This window comes from Halohasta litorea (assembly GCF_024494645.1).
GTDB lineage: Archaea > Halobacteriota > Halobacteria > Halobacteriales > Haloferacaceae > Halohasta > Halohasta litorea.
This window is the reverse complement of sequence record NZ_JANHDJ010000011.1, coordinates 1-17208: the sequence shown is the minus strand read 5'-3', so window position 1 is coordinate 17208 and position 17208 is coordinate 1. Positions and strand designations below refer to the sequence as shown.

Below are 17208 nucleotides of genomic sequence, written 5' to 3'. Positions count from 1 at the left end.
AAGATACCGGAAGAGCCAATCGGAACTGTGTGCATTAAGACAGCCAGTCTCAACTACTGGTCGGGCTTGGAAGTTCGCAGTTTCGGAGGATAGGCCAGTTTTGGGTTGAATCTCCGCCGGTTTGGCGTCCATCCCCCAACGAAGCGCTCGATTCCTGCCCACCTTGAACGAGATAATCGAGCGAGCTTGGGAAATTGCTCGGATTTTGGTGCTCCTACAGAGCGTCGCCACTCCCAAGCGGTGATCCCGATGGGGAATCAGTCGCTCAGTCAGGTGGGATCAGCGCCGAGACGATGATCCCGACACACTCACCCGCGGTCAACACAGGTGCGTAGTTCATCTCGCCGTCGACACCCGCTTTCAGCAGGAAGTACGTGGGCCGCCAAATATTGTACAACAACACCGCGAACACGAAGTAGAACAACCGCACGCGGTAGTCCTTCGAGGACGTCTTCGCCAGAAAATCGCCTTTAATCGACTTGTACTCGTTTTCGATCTGCCAGCGACGACTGTACCGGCGACAGAATGTCTCGGCTTCATCCGGTCCTACTCGGAGGTTCGTCGCGAACACCGTCGTCCCGTCACCGCTCGTCGGCGGGACGTACAGGAACCGCATCGGGTGTGACCCTGCCTCCACGTGGACGGACGCCGATTCAACAGCGACTTCCTGATCGTCCTCGTCCATCTGCTCTATCACCTCGCGTTCGGAGCTGGTGATCCGCTTTGGAATGAGATAGTTGACGTCGAGATTCGAGAGCGTCTGAAACACCCGCATCGAGTCGAACTTCCGGTCACACAGGACCGTCTCGATGGGGACGTGTTCTTTCGCCCGCTGGACAAGCCGACGGACGACCCGGTGAATCCGGTTCGACAGGTTCTCGTCCCACGCTGAACTCTCACGCACCGGCTCGACAGCCAGGACGAGCGTGATATTCCATCCAACAATCGAGAGTGTCGCGAACTTGAACGCGCGACCCCCATCATCTCTACTCAAATTCAGCGGGGACCATTTGCGAGCGATGGCGCAGTGTCATATTATCACTTTCAATCGATCCGATTCTTTTCCTTGTCAAATTCGATGCTGTAACCACCGGTGCGGAGGGCGGAGACCGCTTCGTCAAGGGTGGTCGTATCGCGAACGAGAGTAGCGACGTCCGAACGATCAGCCACGGGGCCCGTCTCGAAGTAGAACGTTACCGAGCTAGGGACGGTAACCTCAAGGGACAGCTCTCCGCGGCGGATCGTTCGCTCCCCGAGTTCACCTCGCGCGGCTTCGACGGGAAGCCGACTCGCCTCCGTATCAACGATGTCGAGCACTGCTTCAAGTTCCGACCGGACTTGACGCGTGATCCCCCATGAGCCGAGGAGCGCGTCCTCGGAGAGCGACTCGAAGGCTCGATTGAGTTCATCGAGGGTCAATTCGCCGTCGCTTCCAAATCCAATGACCCCGATGCACGTGTCGATGTCGAGTTTCTCCAAGGAAACGAGGCCGAGCCCATCGGTGACCGGACTACGGAGTCCCGGTTCGTCCCCTCGGGCGAGAATGTCACCGCCGGCGTCAACACCGACGACGAGATCGACTTCTAGCGTCTCGCAAGCATCCCGAAGTCCACTGGTCATTTCCCGAACACCTCGGCTAATGTCGATGAGCGCGACCCGTCGTTCGAAGTGGTCGGCGACGAGGGATTCGCAGAACACCAGCCCATCCTCGGTTCTCGTGTCGCCGTTTGCCATACCGACTGTCTCGCTGATCCGCTCGTAGTCGACCACTTCCGAGAGGCTGCGAGGACCAGGCCGGGAGTCGCGAGGCACCGGTTCCCAGGTTGTCCCGCCTAGGATGACGTCGACGCCCATCGATTCGAGAAAACGGGCGGTCGGGATACTACCGACTACGTCGCCACTCCCGCCGATACCGAAAACGAGCGCACGATCGACGTCGAAGGAGTCTTCCAGCGTATTCATATGGAGTCCAATCACCATAGATGTATGTAGATTTGGTCCTCTGCGGCGGTGACGTGCCAACTGGCCGTAACCTGAATCTATCGAACAGATGATAGAAGAGATACTAAACCGAACCGGGCGGGTTGTCCGGACTGAACGGCAGCGCCCATTGAGAGCGGGTCAGATAGTTCGGTGCGATTATAAACGAAAGAACCTAACATACGAAATGTCGAAGCTGGCCTAACGAATAAGGGCCCGTACGTGAGCTTCGAGTAAAAAAAAAGTCATCGCTGTGGACAGCACTAGCTGCTGTCCTGACTGTGGCGGACCGATGCGAAATCGTCGAATGTCGCTAGAATGACCATGGCACCCAATTCCGATAAAGACCGCGACAAGACAGAGGATTCGACAGTACAATCTACGAAACCGAAATCAGCCCTCGAAACGGCACGCCGGCAGCTCCACCATGCCGCAGACCATCTCAGTATTGATCAGCATGTCGTCGAACGGCTCAAACACCCGAAGAAAGTCCATGAGGTTACCGTCCCTGTCGAACGGGATGACGGCACAGTCGAGGTCTTCACGGGATACCGAGCCCAACATGATAGCGTCAGAGGTCCGTATAAGGGAGGGCTCCGGTACCACCCCGAGGTGACCAGAGATGAATGCGTCGGACTCGGCATGTGGATGACCTGGAAGTGTGCGGTCATGGACCTCCCGTTCGGCGGTGCCAAAGGTGGCGTCGCCGTCAATCCGAAAGAGCTGAGCTCGGCGGAAAAAGAGCGGCTCACCCGTCGGTTTGCACAAGAGATTCGCAACGTCATCGGTCCCAACAAGGACATTCCCGCCCCAGACATGGGGACGGATCCACAGACGATGGCGTGGCTGATGGACGCGTACTCGATGCAAGAAGGCGAGACGACACCGGGAGTCGTCACCGGCAAGCCGCCGGTCGTCGGAGGCAGTAAAGGCCGTGAAGAAGCCCCCGGACGGAGCGTGGCGATTATCACACAACTCGTCTGCGAGTACTACGACCGTCAACTCGAGGAGACGACGGTAGCAGTACAGGGATATGGAAGTGTCGGCGCAAATGCTGCCCGACTGCTTGACGATTGGGGAGCGACGGTCGTCGGGATTAGCGACGTCAACGGAGCGATGTACGACCCAGAGGGGATCGATACGGCTTCGGTCCCCTCGCACGACGAGGAGCCGGAAGCCGTCACCGACTACGCGGATACCCTGATCTCGAACGAAGAGCTACTCACGCTCGACGTCGACGTGCTCATTCCCGCAGCTCTGGGGAACGTTATTACGGAAGAGAACGCAGAGGCGATTGCTGCGGATCTCGTCGTCGAAGGAGCAAACGGTCCGACCACCTCGACAGCAGATTCGATGCTCGCCGATCGAGATGTTGCAGTGATCCCCGACATTCTCGCCAACGCCGGTGGTGTTACGGTGAGCTACTTCGAGTGGCTCCAAGACATTAATCGTCGAGCCTGGTCTCTCGAACGAGTGAATGATGAACTCGAAACAGAGATGCAGGCTGCCTGGCGTGACGTCCAAGCAGAGTTCGAAAGCCGTGATGTCACCTGGCGTGATGCAGCCTACATCGTCGCGCTTTCTCGAATTGCTGAGGCTCACGAGGCCCGGGGGTTGTGGCCGTAATAGATGGGTCAACCTCCACTCAGGCGAACTCGGCAGCCATCCACTCCGCTTGAGCGAGGACTATTTCGGATATTCCGTCTGTCTTCGCTCGGTACCACTGCTGTAGTTGTTTGGTTATTCGGGTATCTATGCATCGCGTTTACACTCAGCGTGATTGGCATCTACGATCCTGAATTCGGCGTGATGAGCTTTACCGATCCCTTCTTTATTGTGTCGAGCTTCCTGGCGGGAGTTTTCATGTGTGCGATGTCCGGGACACTCACGCTACTCACACTCCTTCTTGATACGAAGAATGCAAACGCGGAATTTGTTATACTGATGAGTTTGATCGCCTTTGGCTTTGGTGCAGCCACGATGCGAGTTACATCCAATCCTGTGCAAGCGTGGCTCATCGATGTGTGGAGCGCTATAGTGTGAACCGGCTCGAGGGCAAGTGGTTCGAGAGATTTACTCCCTCGTCATCACGAGACGGCTTTTTTGCCATCTCGGACGACTCCAAGCACGCCGCCTACTCAGCCTGGTGATCTGGATAATCTTATTCGAAGTGATCGACGGATTTCTCGTACTGCTCGGTCGCGTGTTCCCAGTCGACGACCTCGAAGAAGGCATCGATGAAGCTTCCCCGATCCGGGCCGTAGTCGTAGTAGTAGGAATGCTCCCAGACGTCCAGCGCAAGGACGGGATGAGCGCCCCAGAGCGCGCCCTGGTCGTGCTTGTCGACCACAACGTTGCGCAGCTGCTTGGCGACCGGATCGTACACTAGGAGAGCCCAGCCACCAGCGGAGCTCGCGGCGGCTTCGAACTCCCCTTTCCAGCCCTCGTAGGTGCCGAAATCGTCTTCGATACGCTCGCGGAGATCGCCAGACGGTTCGCCGCCGCCGTTGGGCGACATATTGTTCCAGAACAACGTGTGGAGATAATGGCCACAGCCGTTGTGAGTGACGCTGCGCATCGCGCTTCCGGATGAACCGAAGTCGCCTGATTCGCGGTTCTCCGCCAGCGTTTTTTCGGCGCTATCTAGGCCATTCACATAGCCCTGATGGTGGGTATCGTGGTGCCACGTCAACACTTGCTCGGAAATGTGCGGTTCGAGTGCATCATAGTCGTACGGGAGCGGTGGCAGTTCGGGATCGGATTGCTCGGACATTGCACTTGAGACGTTGTACCCCGTTCATTATAACCATTTGCTGAAATCAAATATTAGTGCAATTGTTATACTTAGTGAATATCTCACCATGACTCCGCTAGAAGTCCCGATCAACTGGGCGATCTGTGCAGTTATCTTCTCGATGTTATCTTCCCAGAATATCGGGGAATTGTTTGATGCTCGACTGACCCTCCGTGTATTTCGTGTGAAAGCCTATATGGGTGCTATCTTGGCATTCGAGAGGTTCTCGAGCGAGCCAGTACACTGGGCTACCCAACGGTGACCACGATATTCACACTCCAGGGTACTGATCGGTCCACGGCCGGACTCGCTCTATCGCAGCAGCGACGCTCAGAATGTCTTCCTCGGCGAATCGTCGGCCAACAATCTGCAATCCAACAGGGAGGCCTTCGTCGGTAAATCCGGCCGGAATTGATGCCACAGGGTGGCCGGTCATGTTAAACACCCACGTCAACATAACGTCTGTCGGGACACCCATCACTGAGTGTCCGTCAATCTCCGTTGGATAGCCGTCAGCGAGACGCTTACTATATGGTGGAACAGTAAGAGTTGGTGTCACGAGGACATCGTAGCCAGCCAATGTGTCCTGAATTTCCTCGTATGCAGCAGTGCGAGGTACGTTCTGTAATCGGTCGGTGGCAGCGTCTGTTTCCGTTCCTAATGTGATCGTCGAATGTACTGTGTCTTCGACGTCGGCGGCCGCAAAGTCGATGTCGTATCGGTCTCCGAGATGTTGGGCGAACGCACTGAAAAAGACGCCGACCTGTGTGACATACGCCATCGACAGGTCCTCATAAGATGGCAGTGAGAGGTCGACAGTATCAACAGTAGCGCCAGCAGCCGCCAACTCTGTAACAGCGTCGTTGACCGTCTCACGCACCACTTGTGAGACCGGCTGCAAGTCCAGATTCGGGCTATACGCAACTGAGAGCTCATTAGTTGGTCGATCAGTCGCTCCCGTGTAGTCTGTCTCTGGTTGAGGAACGCTGAATGGATCCCGGTCATCTTGGCCCGCAAGGACATCAAGCAAAACCGCCGTATCTTCGACGGTCCGTGCCATTGGTCCACCAACAAAAAACGGGGAGTGCGTATTAAAGCCATCACGGGGGACGCGCTCGGGGATGAGTCCGAACGTCGGCTTCAGCCCGACGACGTTACAGCAGGAGGCGGGCACTCGGAGTGAGCCACCGATGTCTGATCCGGTCGCGAGCGGTACCACACCGGCCGCAAGCGCCGCTGCAGACCCACCGGAAGACCCACCAGCTGACCGGTCATGGTCGAACGGTGTCGGAGTCGCTCCGACAAGCTTGTTCTCCGTCTTGATGGTGTGACCAAGGGCTGGCGTATTGGTCGTCCCGACGATCACTGCTCCTGCAGCTTCCAGCCGCTCAACCGTGATGGAATCGTCGTCGGCCACATTATCAGTCAACGGTGCGAGCCCCATCGTATGCCGGATTCCCGCTTTTCGGGTCCGGAGGTCCTTGATTGCGACCGGCACGCCATGGAGTGGGCCGAGATCGTCACCACGTGCGGCTGCATCGTCAGCCATTCGAGCACGGTTCCGTGCCGATTCTTCGGTTACCGTAATAAACGCGTTCAACTCATCGATCGCCTCAATACGGTCAAGAACTGACTCAAGGAGATTCAGAGAAGACTGCCTTCCAGTCCTAATCTCACACGCAAGGTCGCGTACCGAGACGGCTGTGGGTTTGGTCATGTCTCTTGGATGAATTTCGTAGCCAGTTCTACTGATGTATATCTAACATCTCGATCTGTTCTTGGTATCGGTTGCGAATAGTCACCTCGGTTACCTGCGCCACATCCGCCACCTCGTGCTGTGTGCGTTTCTCGTTACAGAGCATTGCGGCGGCATAAATCGCAGCCGCAGCGAATCCGGATGGTCCGCGGCCCGACAGTAACGGATCAGCAGTCTCTTCGATAATTTCGTTGGCCTTTGCTTCAACCTCTTGGGGAAGATCAAGCTTCGAACTGAATCGCGGGACGTACTGTTTTGGGTCTATCGGCAACAGTTCGAGGTCAAGTTCATTTGAAATATATCGATAGGTACGACTGATTTCAATGCGTTCAACACGCGAAACCTCCGCTATCTCCTCCAGTGACCGCGGGATACCTTCCTGCCGACAGCCCGCATAGAGCGCAGCCGTCGCCACGCCTTCGATCGACCGTCCGCGAATCAGATCCTCATCTAATGCCCGGCGGTAGATGACACTCGTTACCTCACGAACGTCTCGCGGGACACCGAGTGCACTCGCCATCCGGTCAATCTCGCTGAGCGCAAATTGGAGGTTCCGTTCCCCAGCATCCTTCGTCCGGATTCGCTCCTGCCATTTCCGAAGGCGGTGCATTTGCGACCGCTTCTTTGACGAGATTGCTCGCCCATACGCGTCTTTGTCTTTCCAGTCGATCTGGGTGGTCAGACCCTTATCATGCATTGTGCTGGTGGTCGGGGCCCCGACACGGGACTTTTCCTGTCGTTCTTGATGATTGAATGCCCGCCACTCTGGGCCAGAATCTACCAAGTCCTCTGCTATGACGAGCCCGCACTCTTCACAGATCCGCTCCCCTCGGCTAGACTGTTGGATAATTTTGTCTGAACCACATCCTGAGCAGGTAGTCCCCTCAATTTCGTCGTCAGATTGCTCTGTTTCGTGCTCTTCGTCATCGAGCCGGACAGACCAAACCATTGGTTTTTAACAGTGGAACCGCTTCAGCATAAAGTTTGAATAATAGATCTGTCACCTATATCGGAGGATTGAGATGATCGACTCTTGATTTCAGAATGTGCCTTCCCATCGGGAATAACACAGTGAATCCGGACTATCTCACCATCCTTCGGTTCACTACAACAGGTTTGGCGAGGACCTTCGAAGCAGACGAACCCAATCCAGACATTCTGTTGGGGGGTAGACGAGTGACAAAGGTACCGGATATCGCAAATCGACACGATTTACCTATACCCTCTCGTAGGTGGCTTATGGCAGATCTCAACCCCATTGCTAAACAAATTCATAACCTTAGTCCCGGTTCTGTCAAAATAATACTTGACGATGGATCGCAAATAATACCCCAGATATCCAAGGCGGAGTTTTTTCAGCAAGAATTTCAGGCAGAGGGGACCCGTGAAAATGAACAAAATCTATATCGATTTGTATCGAGTGAAGATAATGAATCCGTTCTGGTTGGGCGAAAGGGGCCAGATGAGGATACTTGGACGATGGTTGGGTGTGTTCAAGAAGTTGATAGCGTTGATAAATGATAATATCCCAACATCGAAACAACTCATTTGTAAAATAATTTTGGATATGGGGAATCTTCAAGTCCGGTTCCCGTAAATCGAGGGACGTAGAAGTTTACACCACGGTCTCACAGCCTCCGTGGCGGCTCTCTTCGACGGTGTTAACATCCCTTGGCGTGACCCAACAGTCTTGCCAGGGGTTCTCCTCGTGCCTTTTCGAGAAATAGCGCCGAGGTGAAAGCAGACGTCGACGTCGGTTGTCTTCGATAATGTAGTCCAAGAGTGAGCGTCGCTTAGTCGTTTCAGTCGTCGACGTTAGGGACGCCTCCGAAGGGTTCTTTATTTAAACAGCTTTAATCGGGTGCCTACCCAAGTCTATCGTATGTCGTCGATTGAGCTTACGTCGAGTCAGAAAACTATTCTCACGGCGTTGATTAATCTCTATCCTGAGACGGAGGACGCCGTCAAGGGCGAGGATATTGCCGCTGAAGTCGACCGCAACCCTGGTACAATTAGAAACCAGATGCAGAGCCTCAAAGCGCTCCAATTGGTCGAGGGCGTCCCCGGGCCGAAGGGCGGATACAAACCCACTGCGAATGCCTACGAGGCGCTAGATGTCGAACAGATGGAAGAACCGGCGTCAGTCCCACTTTTCCACGACGGCGAGGCCGTCGAGGACGCCAACGTCGAGGAAATTGACCTCTCAAGCGTCCACCACCCTGAACTCTGTCGCGCGGAAATCCATCTCCAGGGCTCCATCCGTAGCTTCTCTGAGGGCGACGAAGTCATCGTCGGCCCGACGCCGCTATCGAAACTGGTCATCAACGGAGTTCTCGACGGGAAGGATGATACCAACAACATCCTCATTCTCCGGATCAAGAGTATGGAAGCGCCGGCCGAACAACCTGAGCACTAATCGATCACTGTCGGTACCTGAGAAAACCACAGTCGTCACCAAGTCGATCTTCCGCTTTGCCGTTCATATGTCGGTCCACGAGTGAACAGTTTGCATTGTCGACGAGATGCTGGCAATCCACCGGGTGGCGGGTATCGGCCTCGGTATCTGCAATTTCGCAGCGGTTGCAGTCGGTGACGACTCCTGCTGTATCCTGGTAGTTCACTCAAGGAGGACGATGATTACTTCCAGAAGGAGCGAGCGACGTGCGAAGACAGCGATTCCCGCAAGCGCGATGGCTGGACCGGAAACGCCGCGAGCGCCGCCACCACTTCTTCAACGCTGCCTCGAAGGATGTGGTGACCGAATGTGCCGCCTGGAATGCTGGGACGATTGCTGTGGGCGACCTGAGTGGTATCCGTGACAGTGCTGATTGGGGCGACCACGGCAAGCTCGATTTGCACGGGTGGGCGTTCGATCGATTCAGCGAGATGCTGGAATACAAAGCCGCCGAACACGGCATCAGCGTCGGGCGCGTGGACGAACATGACACATCGAAACCGTGCGCCTCGTAAGGGACCACGGACGATAGCCAGCGTGGCGAGCGTGATTGTACGTCTGCGAAGATTGTGGACTGGTCGCCAATGCTGACGTGAATGGAGCCGAGAATATCTGACAGGAGGTGCTCCCGAATCTCACCTGTGACGAGAGGATAGGGATACCGGCTGGATGGCACCGCCTGTGGTGCGCCTGTTCGACAAATCTACGGGGCTAGTAGTCCCATAAGAACGGATGACCCATGAACCATAATATCTCAACACACGGGAAACTGCGACGTGAACGGCGCGAAGGATATCATTTAGAGAACAAGCTTGTAGATGGAATATCCTCTAGTCCGGTTGCATATTCGTATGCGACATGCGCGGCAGCGACATCTTGAATCGCGAGACCGGTGCTGTCGAATATCGTCAGTTCATTTTGTGGTATTGCCAATCCATCGCCTGCACTTACTAACTCACCAAGTTCGCCATAGATATCATCTTCATCAAGATCTCCTCGACTCCACGGTACGTTGATCTCACCTGCGTGAATTGCTTGGTCAAAACTATCGACGAAAACGCACCCTTCTGTGAGAATATTCGTATTGAGTTCCTGTTTACCTTCGGCATCGGCACCGATCGCATTAATATGCGTTTGAGGATTGACCGCGCTAAGTGGAACAATTGGTTCTTCAGCAGGGGTCACAGTTGAGACAATATCACATGCGGCCGCTTCATGAACGGTACCAGCCTGAATCTCGAAATCGGGATATGTGTCAATGAATGTGTCCACCGCGTCATCGTCCACATCATTCACGATGACCTTGTTGATTGGCCTGACTTGAGTGAGGGCTTCAAATTGAGTATACGATTGCGTTCCAGCACCGATAAGGCCTAAACTGTGAGCATCGTCAACCGCGAGATGATCTGTAGCGACGGCCGTAGCTGCCGCAGTCCGCTTCCGAGTAAGAACGGTGGCGTCCATGATAGCTAACGGACTAAGCGTCTCTGGATCAGAGTAGATAATTATCCCCATTACCGTTGGCAGGTTATTGTTTGATGGATTATCCGGATGGACGTTAACCCATTTAATTGCAGCACCCTCCCACGAATCAGTCCCCACATATGCAGGCATTGACCGAAAATCACCATTATACTGGGGCAGATCAATATATGACTTCGGTGGCATAACCACAGTCCCTCGCTCGTAGGCTTGGAATGCTTCTTCTACGGCATCTTTTATTGCCTCTATCGGAACTGATTGTGTTACTTCTGAATTAAGCAGGAGGGATTCCATATGGGCAACTAACCTTGTATCGAACTTAATCCTAGCCCAGTATCAATCCAATCGAGTTGGGACAATTGCTTTATTTCTTGATTATTTGTCATTCGTCCTTGGACTTCATCTCTTTTAGACGATCTAGCAACGCTTCCGTAGTGTCCTCCGTGTCAAACGTTATTTGACCCTGATATTCCGTCGGTTGCTCTTCGGAGTCTGATTCAATTTCGGAGAGTTTCTTCTCACGGCGTTCGTGCTCTTGTTCGTCGAAGTTACCCATACCCATAGGAATCTAAATGTTGGAACGGATTACCAATAAACGTAGCGGAGAAGTGACAACAGGTCACAGGGTATGGTTAGACCGTTCGATAGAGGTCTGTCGGAACTGCTACTGTAGAGGAGTGGGACAGATATTTCCCAGCACGTTTCAGAGTAGTATCTGTGATACCTGAACATGAGTGGATTCGTGTATTCTGAGAAACCTATCGAGATCGTTGAAGGGGATGGTCCGTATCTTTACGATGACAACGGGGACGAATACCTCGATATGGGCGCGAGCTACGCATGTGTCCCGTTGGGGCATGGCCACGATAGTGTTACGGATGCCATCACAACACAGCTTTCGGATCTGACCTATGTGCAAGGGTCGTATCCCGTTGCAGTGCGGAGTCAGCTCTACGAGACACTGGGAAATGTAGCGCCCGGTGGTATCGAGAAGGTGTGGCTCTGTAATTCCGGAACCGAGGCTAATGAGGCAGCACTGAAGTTTGCTCGTGCAGCCACCGGTAACACGAAAATCATTGCCACAGTACGGGGATTTCATGGTCGTACAATGGGCGCGCTTTCCACTACGTGGAAGGACAAATACAAAGATCCTTATGAGCCACTTCTTGAGAACGTAGAGTTCGTCCAATATGGCGATGTTGACGCGATAACGACGGCAATCGATGGCAATACAGCGGCTGTCATAGTCGAACCCGTCCAAGGCGAGGGAGGCATCAACCCTGCCTCTCCCAATTTTATGAAGGCTATCCGTGAGGCGACCACAGAAGCTGGAGCAGCGCTAATTCTGGATGAGGTTCAAACGGGGTTGGGTCGGACAGGCAAACTTTGGGCCTGTGAGCGTATAGACGTTGTGCCAGACATACTCACAAGTGCAAAGGGACTCGGAAACGGATTACCCATTGGTGCGACGCTGTGTCGCGACTGGATTGCAGAAGAATATGGCGACCATGCGTCGACATTCAGCGGGAACCCTCTTATCTCAGCGGCAGCTGAAGCGACAATATCGACGATTACCGATGAAGACCTGCCTATCCATGCTGCCGAGATCGGAACATACCTGCAGAAGCAGTTAGAGGCGGAACTCGGTGATCGAGTCCGGGATATCCGCGGCGAGGGGTTGATGGTGGGTATCGAGGTTAAACGCGGAGCAAACCGTATCCTACAGGAGCTGGCGATGAATCATCGTGTCCTTGCACTACCTGCAGGCAGGACTGTCGTACGACTTCTACCTCCACTAATCATCGATAAAAACCACGCTGACCATGTTGTAGATGCACTCGGGAAAATAATTGACTGAATGATGCTCTGTTGTCCAGACGTTTAGATAGCTGACGACGCTGCTTCAGACCGATATCTAGAGATGGAGAGCAGGCGATGAGACCCTAACTCGCGCCCTACGAGAGATAAGGTACGAGGCACTTTCCCGGCCAACTCACGGATTCAAGTACGTGTCTCCACGGTGTAGTGGGAGAGCGCTTAACTGGTGAATTCACAGTTTGAACTCTGGAATACTGGTCTTGTTGTAATTCTCTTGCCGTCGTGCGATTTTGTATAGCGGTTTCTTTCCTTGTATCGGTCGTGAGTGGATGGTAGAAAAACTCAATTGAGCATTAATAAATGAGAGTGGAAACAGAGCCAGAGTGCTGATTCTAGCTTAGGAAATGATGATAGATGCAGCAGGCTATCTACTTATAAAAGTCCCGTATATTTGGACTAGGGCCCCAATCTGGTATACGCTACGTAGACACTATAACAAATGTACTGTTGTTATTTACGGCTCAGGGCGGATCCGATTCAATAATAGAATCAGAATTACAGACCTACGCTTGTAATTCCAACAGTTCTATTATGATTTCAGTCAAACAATACCGATCGTCACAGAATATGTGGCACTGCTAAATCGGGGTTGAACTGGGTGCTCCGAAGAGCTCTGAGTTGATGCAACTCGAATCTCTGGTATGAGATTATTAGATAGAAAGAGGGCGTGTCCGCCAGTCTGATTAACTAATCTGGCACATGCTCCTTTTGACGGATCGCCGTTATTAGTGGAATCTCAAAGCCTCTGTGCATAATTCGGCCTCAGCTGATGCCAGGTCATAAATCAGCCCTGGTATCAAGCATACGCCGCTCACACGAGTGAAATTCAAAGAGCCTCAATTTATAAGGGCCTTTATATTAGTCCAATAAAAGTGGACTTTTACGAATTGTGGGCAGCAGTCACTTGCTCATTTACTTCTAAACCATCGGGTTCACCCCGCCGTCCCCTTCACCGACGACGCGCAGTCGGTCGATCACGACGTGCTGGACGAGAACCTCGCCGCGATGGAGGCGACGGGGGCGGACCTGTTCATCCCCTGCGGCACACCGGCGAGTACTACTCGCTGACTGACGCCGAGTAGAAAGCTATTTTCGAGACTCACGTCGAGACGACGGCCGATGACGCTACCGTCGTCGCTGGCGCCGCCGGGAACGTTCCCGAGATCCAGAACCTGGCTAAGGCCTACGAAGTCGTCGTCCCGGACAGGCTGAGAGCCATGCACCTGGACCACACCTACAACCACGAGCGGGGGCTGGCCGACTACTACCACCGGATCTGCGACGAGATCGATATTCTGATCGTCATCTACAAGCGCGATCTGACGGTTCCCCGCTCCGTACTCGTCGACCTCAGCGAGCGCAAGGAGGAGGTCGCCGTGAAGGTCACTGTCGACAACGTTGTCGAGTTCTCCCGACCCGTCGAGAACGCCTTCGACGAGTTGACCTAGGTCAATGATCGCCGAGTGGTACGTCCGCTCGTACGCCGTCGAGGGGGCGACCGGCTACACGACAGCATCGGGAACTTCCTGCCGGAGGCAGCCCTGGCCCTGTTCGACGCGCTCGACGCCGGGGACTGGGACCGGGCCCGGAAGTTTCAGCGCGCCCTGCGGCCGTTGGAGTACCTCCGCGAGGAGCCGGGCGCCGGGAGCACTCTATCGGCGGGCAACAACGCTCTCGTGATCAAGCGCGGCTTGGAACTGGCGGGGCTCAACGGCGGTCCGGGCCGCGAGCCGCTGGTGGGACCCCCGCCGTCGCCCTGGTTCGGCCCCATTTCTCCCGTAGGCGATGGGTATATGTTACAACCGGCGCACTCACGAATTATGCCATTGTCAGCCGACCAGGTCCAGGAGTGTCTGCGCGGCGTTGCCGTCGGTCTCCTCACACCATTCGACCAGGATCTCGAAATCGATCACGAGAAGCTCGCGGAGAATGCCCAAGACTTGTACGACGAGGGCATCCGGACGTTCCTCGCGACGGCCAACATCAGCGAGTACCATTCCCTGTCCCAACAGGAGCGCATCGACGGCGCACAGACCGCCGTCGAGGCCCTGCCTGACGACGTCTGCGTGCTTGCCGGCGTCGGCGGCTCCACCAAGGACGCCCAGGAACTGATCCGTGCGTACGACGACGTCGGCGTGGACGCCCACATGATCATGCCGATGGACCACACCTACATCCACGAGAAGGCGGCCATCGACTACTACCACGAACTGGACGCCGCCGCCGAGGCCCCGCTGGTGCCTTACGCCCGCGACTTCGACCCCTCCGTTGAATTCCTCGCCGATCTCACTCGCGTCGAGGGTGTCGTCGGCATCAAGTACACGCTGAAAGACCCCGTCAAGCTGGGCGAGGCCGTCACCGCCGGCGCCGACGACGTCGTCTGGGTAAACGGCCTGGCCGAGCCGTACGCGGTCTCCTACTGGGTCGAGGGCATCGATGGTTTCTCCGCCGGCGTCAGCAACTTCCGTCCCGAGGTCGGCCTCGCGCTATTCGAGGCCCTCCAGAACGAAAACTGGAAGCGCGCTCGGGAACTGCGTAACATCTGCATACCCTACCAGAACTTCCGCGACGAGACCGGCGTCGAGAACACCATGCCCGGCGCCATCAGCGTCTCCGCCGTCAAGAAGGGCCTTGAACTGGCCGGCCTCCACGCCGGCGAGGTCCGCGAGCCCATCCGGTAGCTTTCCCCCGAGGACGAGAAACGCGCCGAGGAGATCTACAGCCAACTCGACGATGACATCGCTCGCCTCGTCGAGTAAGCGGTCCTCTATTTTGTTGTCTGTCTCCACTTGGTGAGCGATTGCCGCGCAAATGGCGGCGCTGGCGGGTCGAAGGCAGTGCAGAACGGCGGGAGGTCAGTGCGGCCGAACTCGCTCATTGCGATGAAACGCGACTAGTTACCTATTCGTCGTGAATCGGAGTTGATTCGCTACACGCAGATGAAACTGCGCTACGTGCGAGGTAGTCCTCACGGCTCCCCGCGGTCACCGTTCGGCTGGTCGGAGGTCGCTCCCGGCGGTCGCGACCTCCCTACTCTCCGGTCGGAAGACTTCGCTCGTCGGCGCTAATTGAACTGTCCTCCCAGTCCCGACACAGGGCAAAGACTACCCAATAGCGGATGATTTACAGGCCCCAATTGTGGAGATACTGGTAGAACGAATGGGAAAGACACGACTCCTCCGAGAATCTCCGGCAGCAGCGGTGATCTTTGCGAGTACACTCGTCGCTGTAATGGGCGTCTCACTCATCAGTCCTGCACTTCCAGCGGTGCAGGAGGCCTGGAACATTTCGGAGTCACAAGCCAGTCTCTTGCTATCGGCGTTTACACTGCCTGGGATCTTTCTCACACTCCCGATTGGGCTGCTGACAGATCGAATCGGCCGGAAACCGGCTTTGATCCCGGCCCTCATTGTCTTCGGACTCAGTGGGGGTGGCATCATATTCATTTCCGATTTCACCATAATTCTCGCACTGCGAGCGATCCAGGGTGCAGCGAGTAGTGCGATCATGATGCTCACGGTCACACTCTTGGGGGACCTCTTCACCGGTGAACAGCGACGGGTGTTGATCGGTACCAACGCGGCGATTCTTGCGGTTGGCGCTGCCGGATATCCATTACTTGGCGGTGCGCTCGCAACACTCGCATGGTCAGCCCCCTTCGCGTGTTTTCTCCTTGCGTTGCTCGTCGCTGTACCTGGGGTTCTCCTGCTCGAGGAGCCACATCGGAACGAGAACAACTCAAGTTCAAGTATCCGTGAGTTCCTCACTGGGCCCACACCGATGATCCCCTTCGTCGTGCTCTATCTCGCAATCTTCGGCATATTCGTCATCCTCTATGGCGCTCAGCTAACCGCTGTTCCGTTCTTGCTCGCCAACGAATATCACCTCTCTTCAGCGGGTATCGGCCTTCTCGTGGGATTACCCGCAGTGACAATGGGAGTGACTGCGATGCAGGGTGATCGCGTGCTTCGGTCGCTCACGAGCTTCCAATCGATCGCGCTCGGATTCGTAAGCTACGGAATCGGTCTCGTCGTTGTCGCCATTGCGGACTCCATCTATGTCGTCGCCGGCGCACTCTTTCTCTTCGGTCTCGGTCAAGGCCTCGCAGAACCGATCACAGATACCGCACTCAACGAACGAGCGCCGGACGAGTTTCGCGGGAGTATTATGAGTATTCGGACGAGCGTACTCAGACTTGGGACGACGATCGGCCCGCCGCTTAGTGTCGGAGCCGCAGCGATGTTCGGCTATCGACGAACACTGTTGGTTTCTGGCACCGGTGCTTTCATCATTGGAATGACTTGGTTCACCGTCAGGAGTTTATAAAGACTACAAGGCGAATACGCCTGCCTTTAGCGGGTGATGAAGCCGACATGGTGGGAAACAATCCACCAGCCGAACGTCTGCCCGGATTCTCCACTAACGTTCAAGTGGCAAACCACCCTATACTGAGGTAGGAATCGGTCGGAACGGAGAGGATTCCGAACCGTCCTTCGGAGGCGGCCTGTCCGCCCACGTAACGAGGTCGTTCGGAAATCTCCGATTTCCGTGATCACGAGAGACGGAGTCTCTCGGACGACAGTATCCGAAAGGGAAGTCGGTGAATGCCACATTCTCGAAGGGTGTGTCGACGTGTCGACTGCTCAAAGCACGCGCTATGATACCCCCGACTCTGCTGATGCCTGCTGGCGTCCCCGTGGCAAAAACAACACTGGGTTGCCGTATATGGTCGAGGATCAGTCGATCACATCGAGAACCTCACGACCTCCTCCAGTAGGTGCTGAATCTGTGTCTGCGGTGGCTGGCTAGCCTTCAACAAGACGGTGACCGTGAGTTCTACTGCTAACCAGTCGCTGTCGGCGG

At 55.2% G+C, this 17208-nt stretch carries 14 protein-coding genes and 3 pseudogenes; 10 read left to right on the top strand and 7 right to left on the bottom strand.

From position 1 onward, the window contains the following. Positions 1-265: 265 nt before the first annotated feature. Both NO877_RS18145 and NO877_RS18140 read right to left on the bottom strand, forming a co-directional pair. A pseudogene (locus tag NO877_RS18145) lies at positions 266-991 on the bottom strand (transposase); the annotation flags it as partial. Between the two features lie 53 nt (positions 992-1044). Then, the gene (locus NO877_RS18140) at positions 1045-1962 is read right to left on the bottom strand and encodes a DUF1152 domain-containing protein (RefSeq protein WP_256397716.1); all 918 of its coding nucleotides are present in this window, start codon (positions 1960-1962) and stop codon (positions 1045-1047) included. A gap of 271 nt (positions 1963-2233) precedes the next feature. On the opposite strand from NO877_RS18140, the gene NO877_RS19975 reads away from it, so the two are divergent. From NO877_RS19975 to NO877_RS18130, 3 genes are all read left to right on the top strand, one after another. Next, positions 2234-2302: a rubrerythrin-like domain-containing protein gene (locus NO877_RS19975; protein ID WP_379827655.1), complete on the top strand. Its 69-nt coding sequence runs from the start codon at positions 2234-2236 to the stop codon at positions 2300-2302. After that, entirely contained in the window at positions 2299-3606 is a 1308-nt protein-coding gene (gdhB, locus tag NO877_RS18135; protein WP_303647030.1) for a glutamate dehydrogenase GdhB, read from the top strand. The genes NO877_RS19975 and gdhB overlap by 4 nt, the downstream gene beginning before the upstream one ends. Before the next feature lie 150 nt (positions 3607-3756). Continuing rightward, positions 3757-4023, top strand: coding sequence for a hypothetical protein (locus tag NO877_RS18130; protein WP_256397714.1), 267 nt, complete (start codon positions 3757-3759; stop codon positions 4021-4023). A 118-nt stretch (positions 4024-4141) separates the two neighbouring features. Here NO877_RS18130 and sod read toward each other — a convergent pair whose 3' ends face one another. The 3 genes from sod to NO877_RS18115 form a co-directional block, all read right to left on the bottom strand. After that, entirely contained in the window at positions 4142-4753 is a 612-nt protein-coding gene (sod, locus tag NO877_RS18125) for a superoxide dismutase (RefSeq protein ID WP_256397713.1), read from the bottom strand. A gap of 292 nt (positions 4754-5045) precedes the next feature. Beyond that, positions 5046-6491, bottom strand: coding sequence for an amidase (locus tag NO877_RS18120; RefSeq protein WP_256397712.1), 1446 nt, complete (start codon positions 6489-6491; stop codon positions 5046-5048). Positions 6492-6519: 28 nt separating this feature from the next. Beyond that, positions 6520-7479, bottom strand: coding sequence for a transcription initiation factor IIB (locus tag NO877_RS18115; RefSeq protein ID WP_256397711.1), 960 nt, complete (start codon positions 7477-7479; stop codon positions 6520-6522). Between the two features lie 290 nt (positions 7480-7769). Here NO877_RS18115 and NO877_RS18110 point away from each other — a divergent pair, with 290 nt between their 5' ends. The 3 genes and pseudogenes from NO877_RS18110 to NO877_RS19970 all read left to right on the top strand — a co-directional run. Continuing rightward, positions 7770-8051, top strand: coding sequence for a DUF8072 family protein (locus NO877_RS18110; RefSeq protein ID WP_256397710.1), 282 nt, complete (start codon positions 7770-7772; stop codon positions 8049-8051). Positions 8052-8412: 361 nt separating this feature from the next. Then, entirely contained in the window at positions 8413-8946 is a 534-nt protein-coding gene (locus tag NO877_RS18105) for an Rrf2 family transcriptional regulator (RefSeq protein ID WP_256397709.1), read from the top strand. Positions 8947-9070: 124 nt separating this feature from the next. Further along, positions 9071-9711: pseudogene (locus NO877_RS19970) on the top strand (RNA-guided endonuclease InsQ/TnpB family protein); the annotation flags it as partial. Between the two features lie 69 nt (positions 9712-9780). Here the strand turns inward: NO877_RS19970 and NO877_RS18090 are convergent. Both NO877_RS18090 and NO877_RS18085 read right to left on the bottom strand, forming a co-directional pair. Beyond that, complete coding sequence (locus tag NO877_RS18090; protein ID WP_256397708.1) at positions 9781-10761, bottom strand: ornithine cyclodeaminase family protein; 981 nt, start codon at positions 10759-10761, stop codon at positions 9781-9783. Positions 10762-10849: 88 nt separating this feature from the next. After that, the gene (locus tag NO877_RS18085) at positions 10850-11023 is read right to left on the bottom strand and encodes a DUF5786 family protein (protein WP_256397707.1); all 174 of its coding nucleotides are present in this window, start codon (positions 11021-11023) and stop codon (positions 10850-10852) included. Between the two features lie 174 nt (positions 11024-11197). Here NO877_RS18085 and NO877_RS18080 point away from each other — a divergent pair, with 174 nt between their 5' ends. The 4 genes and pseudogenes from NO877_RS18080 to NO877_RS18065 all read left to right on the top strand — a co-directional run bounded on the left by NO877_RS18080 (position 11198) and on the right by NO877_RS18065 (position 16671). Next, on the top strand, positions 11198-12325 hold the full coding sequence (locus NO877_RS18080) for an aspartate aminotransferase family protein (protein WP_256397706.1): 1128 nt from the start codon (positions 11198-11200) through the stop codon (positions 12323-12325). 1237 nt (positions 12326-13562) lie between these two features. Then, entirely contained in the window at positions 13563-13793 is a 231-nt protein-coding gene (locus NO877_RS18075; protein ID WP_256397705.1) for a hypothetical protein, read from the top strand. Positions 13794-14165: 372 nt separating this feature from the next. Next, positions 14166-15104: pseudogene (locus tag NO877_RS18070) on the top strand (dihydrodipicolinate synthase family protein). Between the two features lie 400 nt (positions 15105-15504). Continuing rightward, a complete protein-coding gene (locus tag NO877_RS18065) occupies positions 15505-16671 on the top strand; it encodes an MFS transporter (RefSeq protein WP_256397704.1) in 1167 nt (388 codons plus the stop codon). Positions 16672-17208 lie beyond the last annotated feature (537 nt).

What these genes read in the sequence shown, in the direction of transcription:
- NO877_RS18140 (WP_256397716.1), bottom strand. Translation starts at nt 1,962, where the DNA reads ATGAATACGCTGGAAGACTCCTTCGACGTCGATCGTGCGCTCGTTTTC.
- gdhB (WP_303647030.1), top strand. Translation starts at nt 2,299, where the DNA reads ATGACCATGGCACCCAATTCCGATAAAGACCGCGACAAGACAGAGGAT.
- sod (WP_256397713.1), bottom strand. Translation starts at nt 4,753, where the DNA reads ATGTCCGAGCAATCCGATCCCGAACTGCCACCGCTCCCGTACGACTAT.
- NO877_RS18120 (WP_256397712.1), bottom strand. Translation starts at nt 6,491, where the DNA reads ATGACCAAACCCACAGCCGTCTCGGTACGCGACCTTGCGTGTGAGATT.
- NO877_RS18115 (WP_256397711.1), bottom strand. Translation starts at nt 7,479, where the DNA reads ATGGTTTGGTCTGTCCGGCTCGATGACGAAGAGCACGAAACAGAGCAA.
- NO877_RS18110 (WP_256397710.1), top strand. Translation starts at nt 7,770, where the DNA reads ATGGCAGATCTCAACCCCATTGCTAAACAAATTCATAACCTTAGTCCC.
- NO877_RS18105 (WP_256397709.1), top strand. Translation starts at nt 8,413, where the DNA reads ATGTCGTCGATTGAGCTTACGTCGAGTCAGAAAACTATTCTCACGGCG.
- NO877_RS18090 (WP_256397708.1), bottom strand. Translation starts at nt 10,761, where the DNA reads ATGGAATCCCTCCTGCTTAATTCAGAAGTAACACAATCAGTTCCGATA.
- NO877_RS18085 (WP_256397707.1), bottom strand. Translation starts at nt 11,023, where the DNA reads ATGGGTAACTTCGACGAACAAGAGCACGAACGCCGTGAGAAGAAACTC.
- NO877_RS18080 (WP_256397706.1), top strand. Translation starts at nt 11,198, where the DNA reads ATGAGTGGATTCGTGTATTCTGAGAAACCTATCGAGATCGTTGAAGGG.
- NO877_RS18075 (WP_256397705.1), top strand. Translation starts at nt 13,563, where the DNA reads ATGCACCTGGACCACACCTACAACCACGAGCGGGGGCTGGCCGACTAC.
- NO877_RS18065 (WP_256397704.1), top strand. Translation starts at nt 15,505, where the DNA reads ATGGGAAAGACACGACTCCTCCGAGAATCTCCGGCAGCAGCGGTGATC.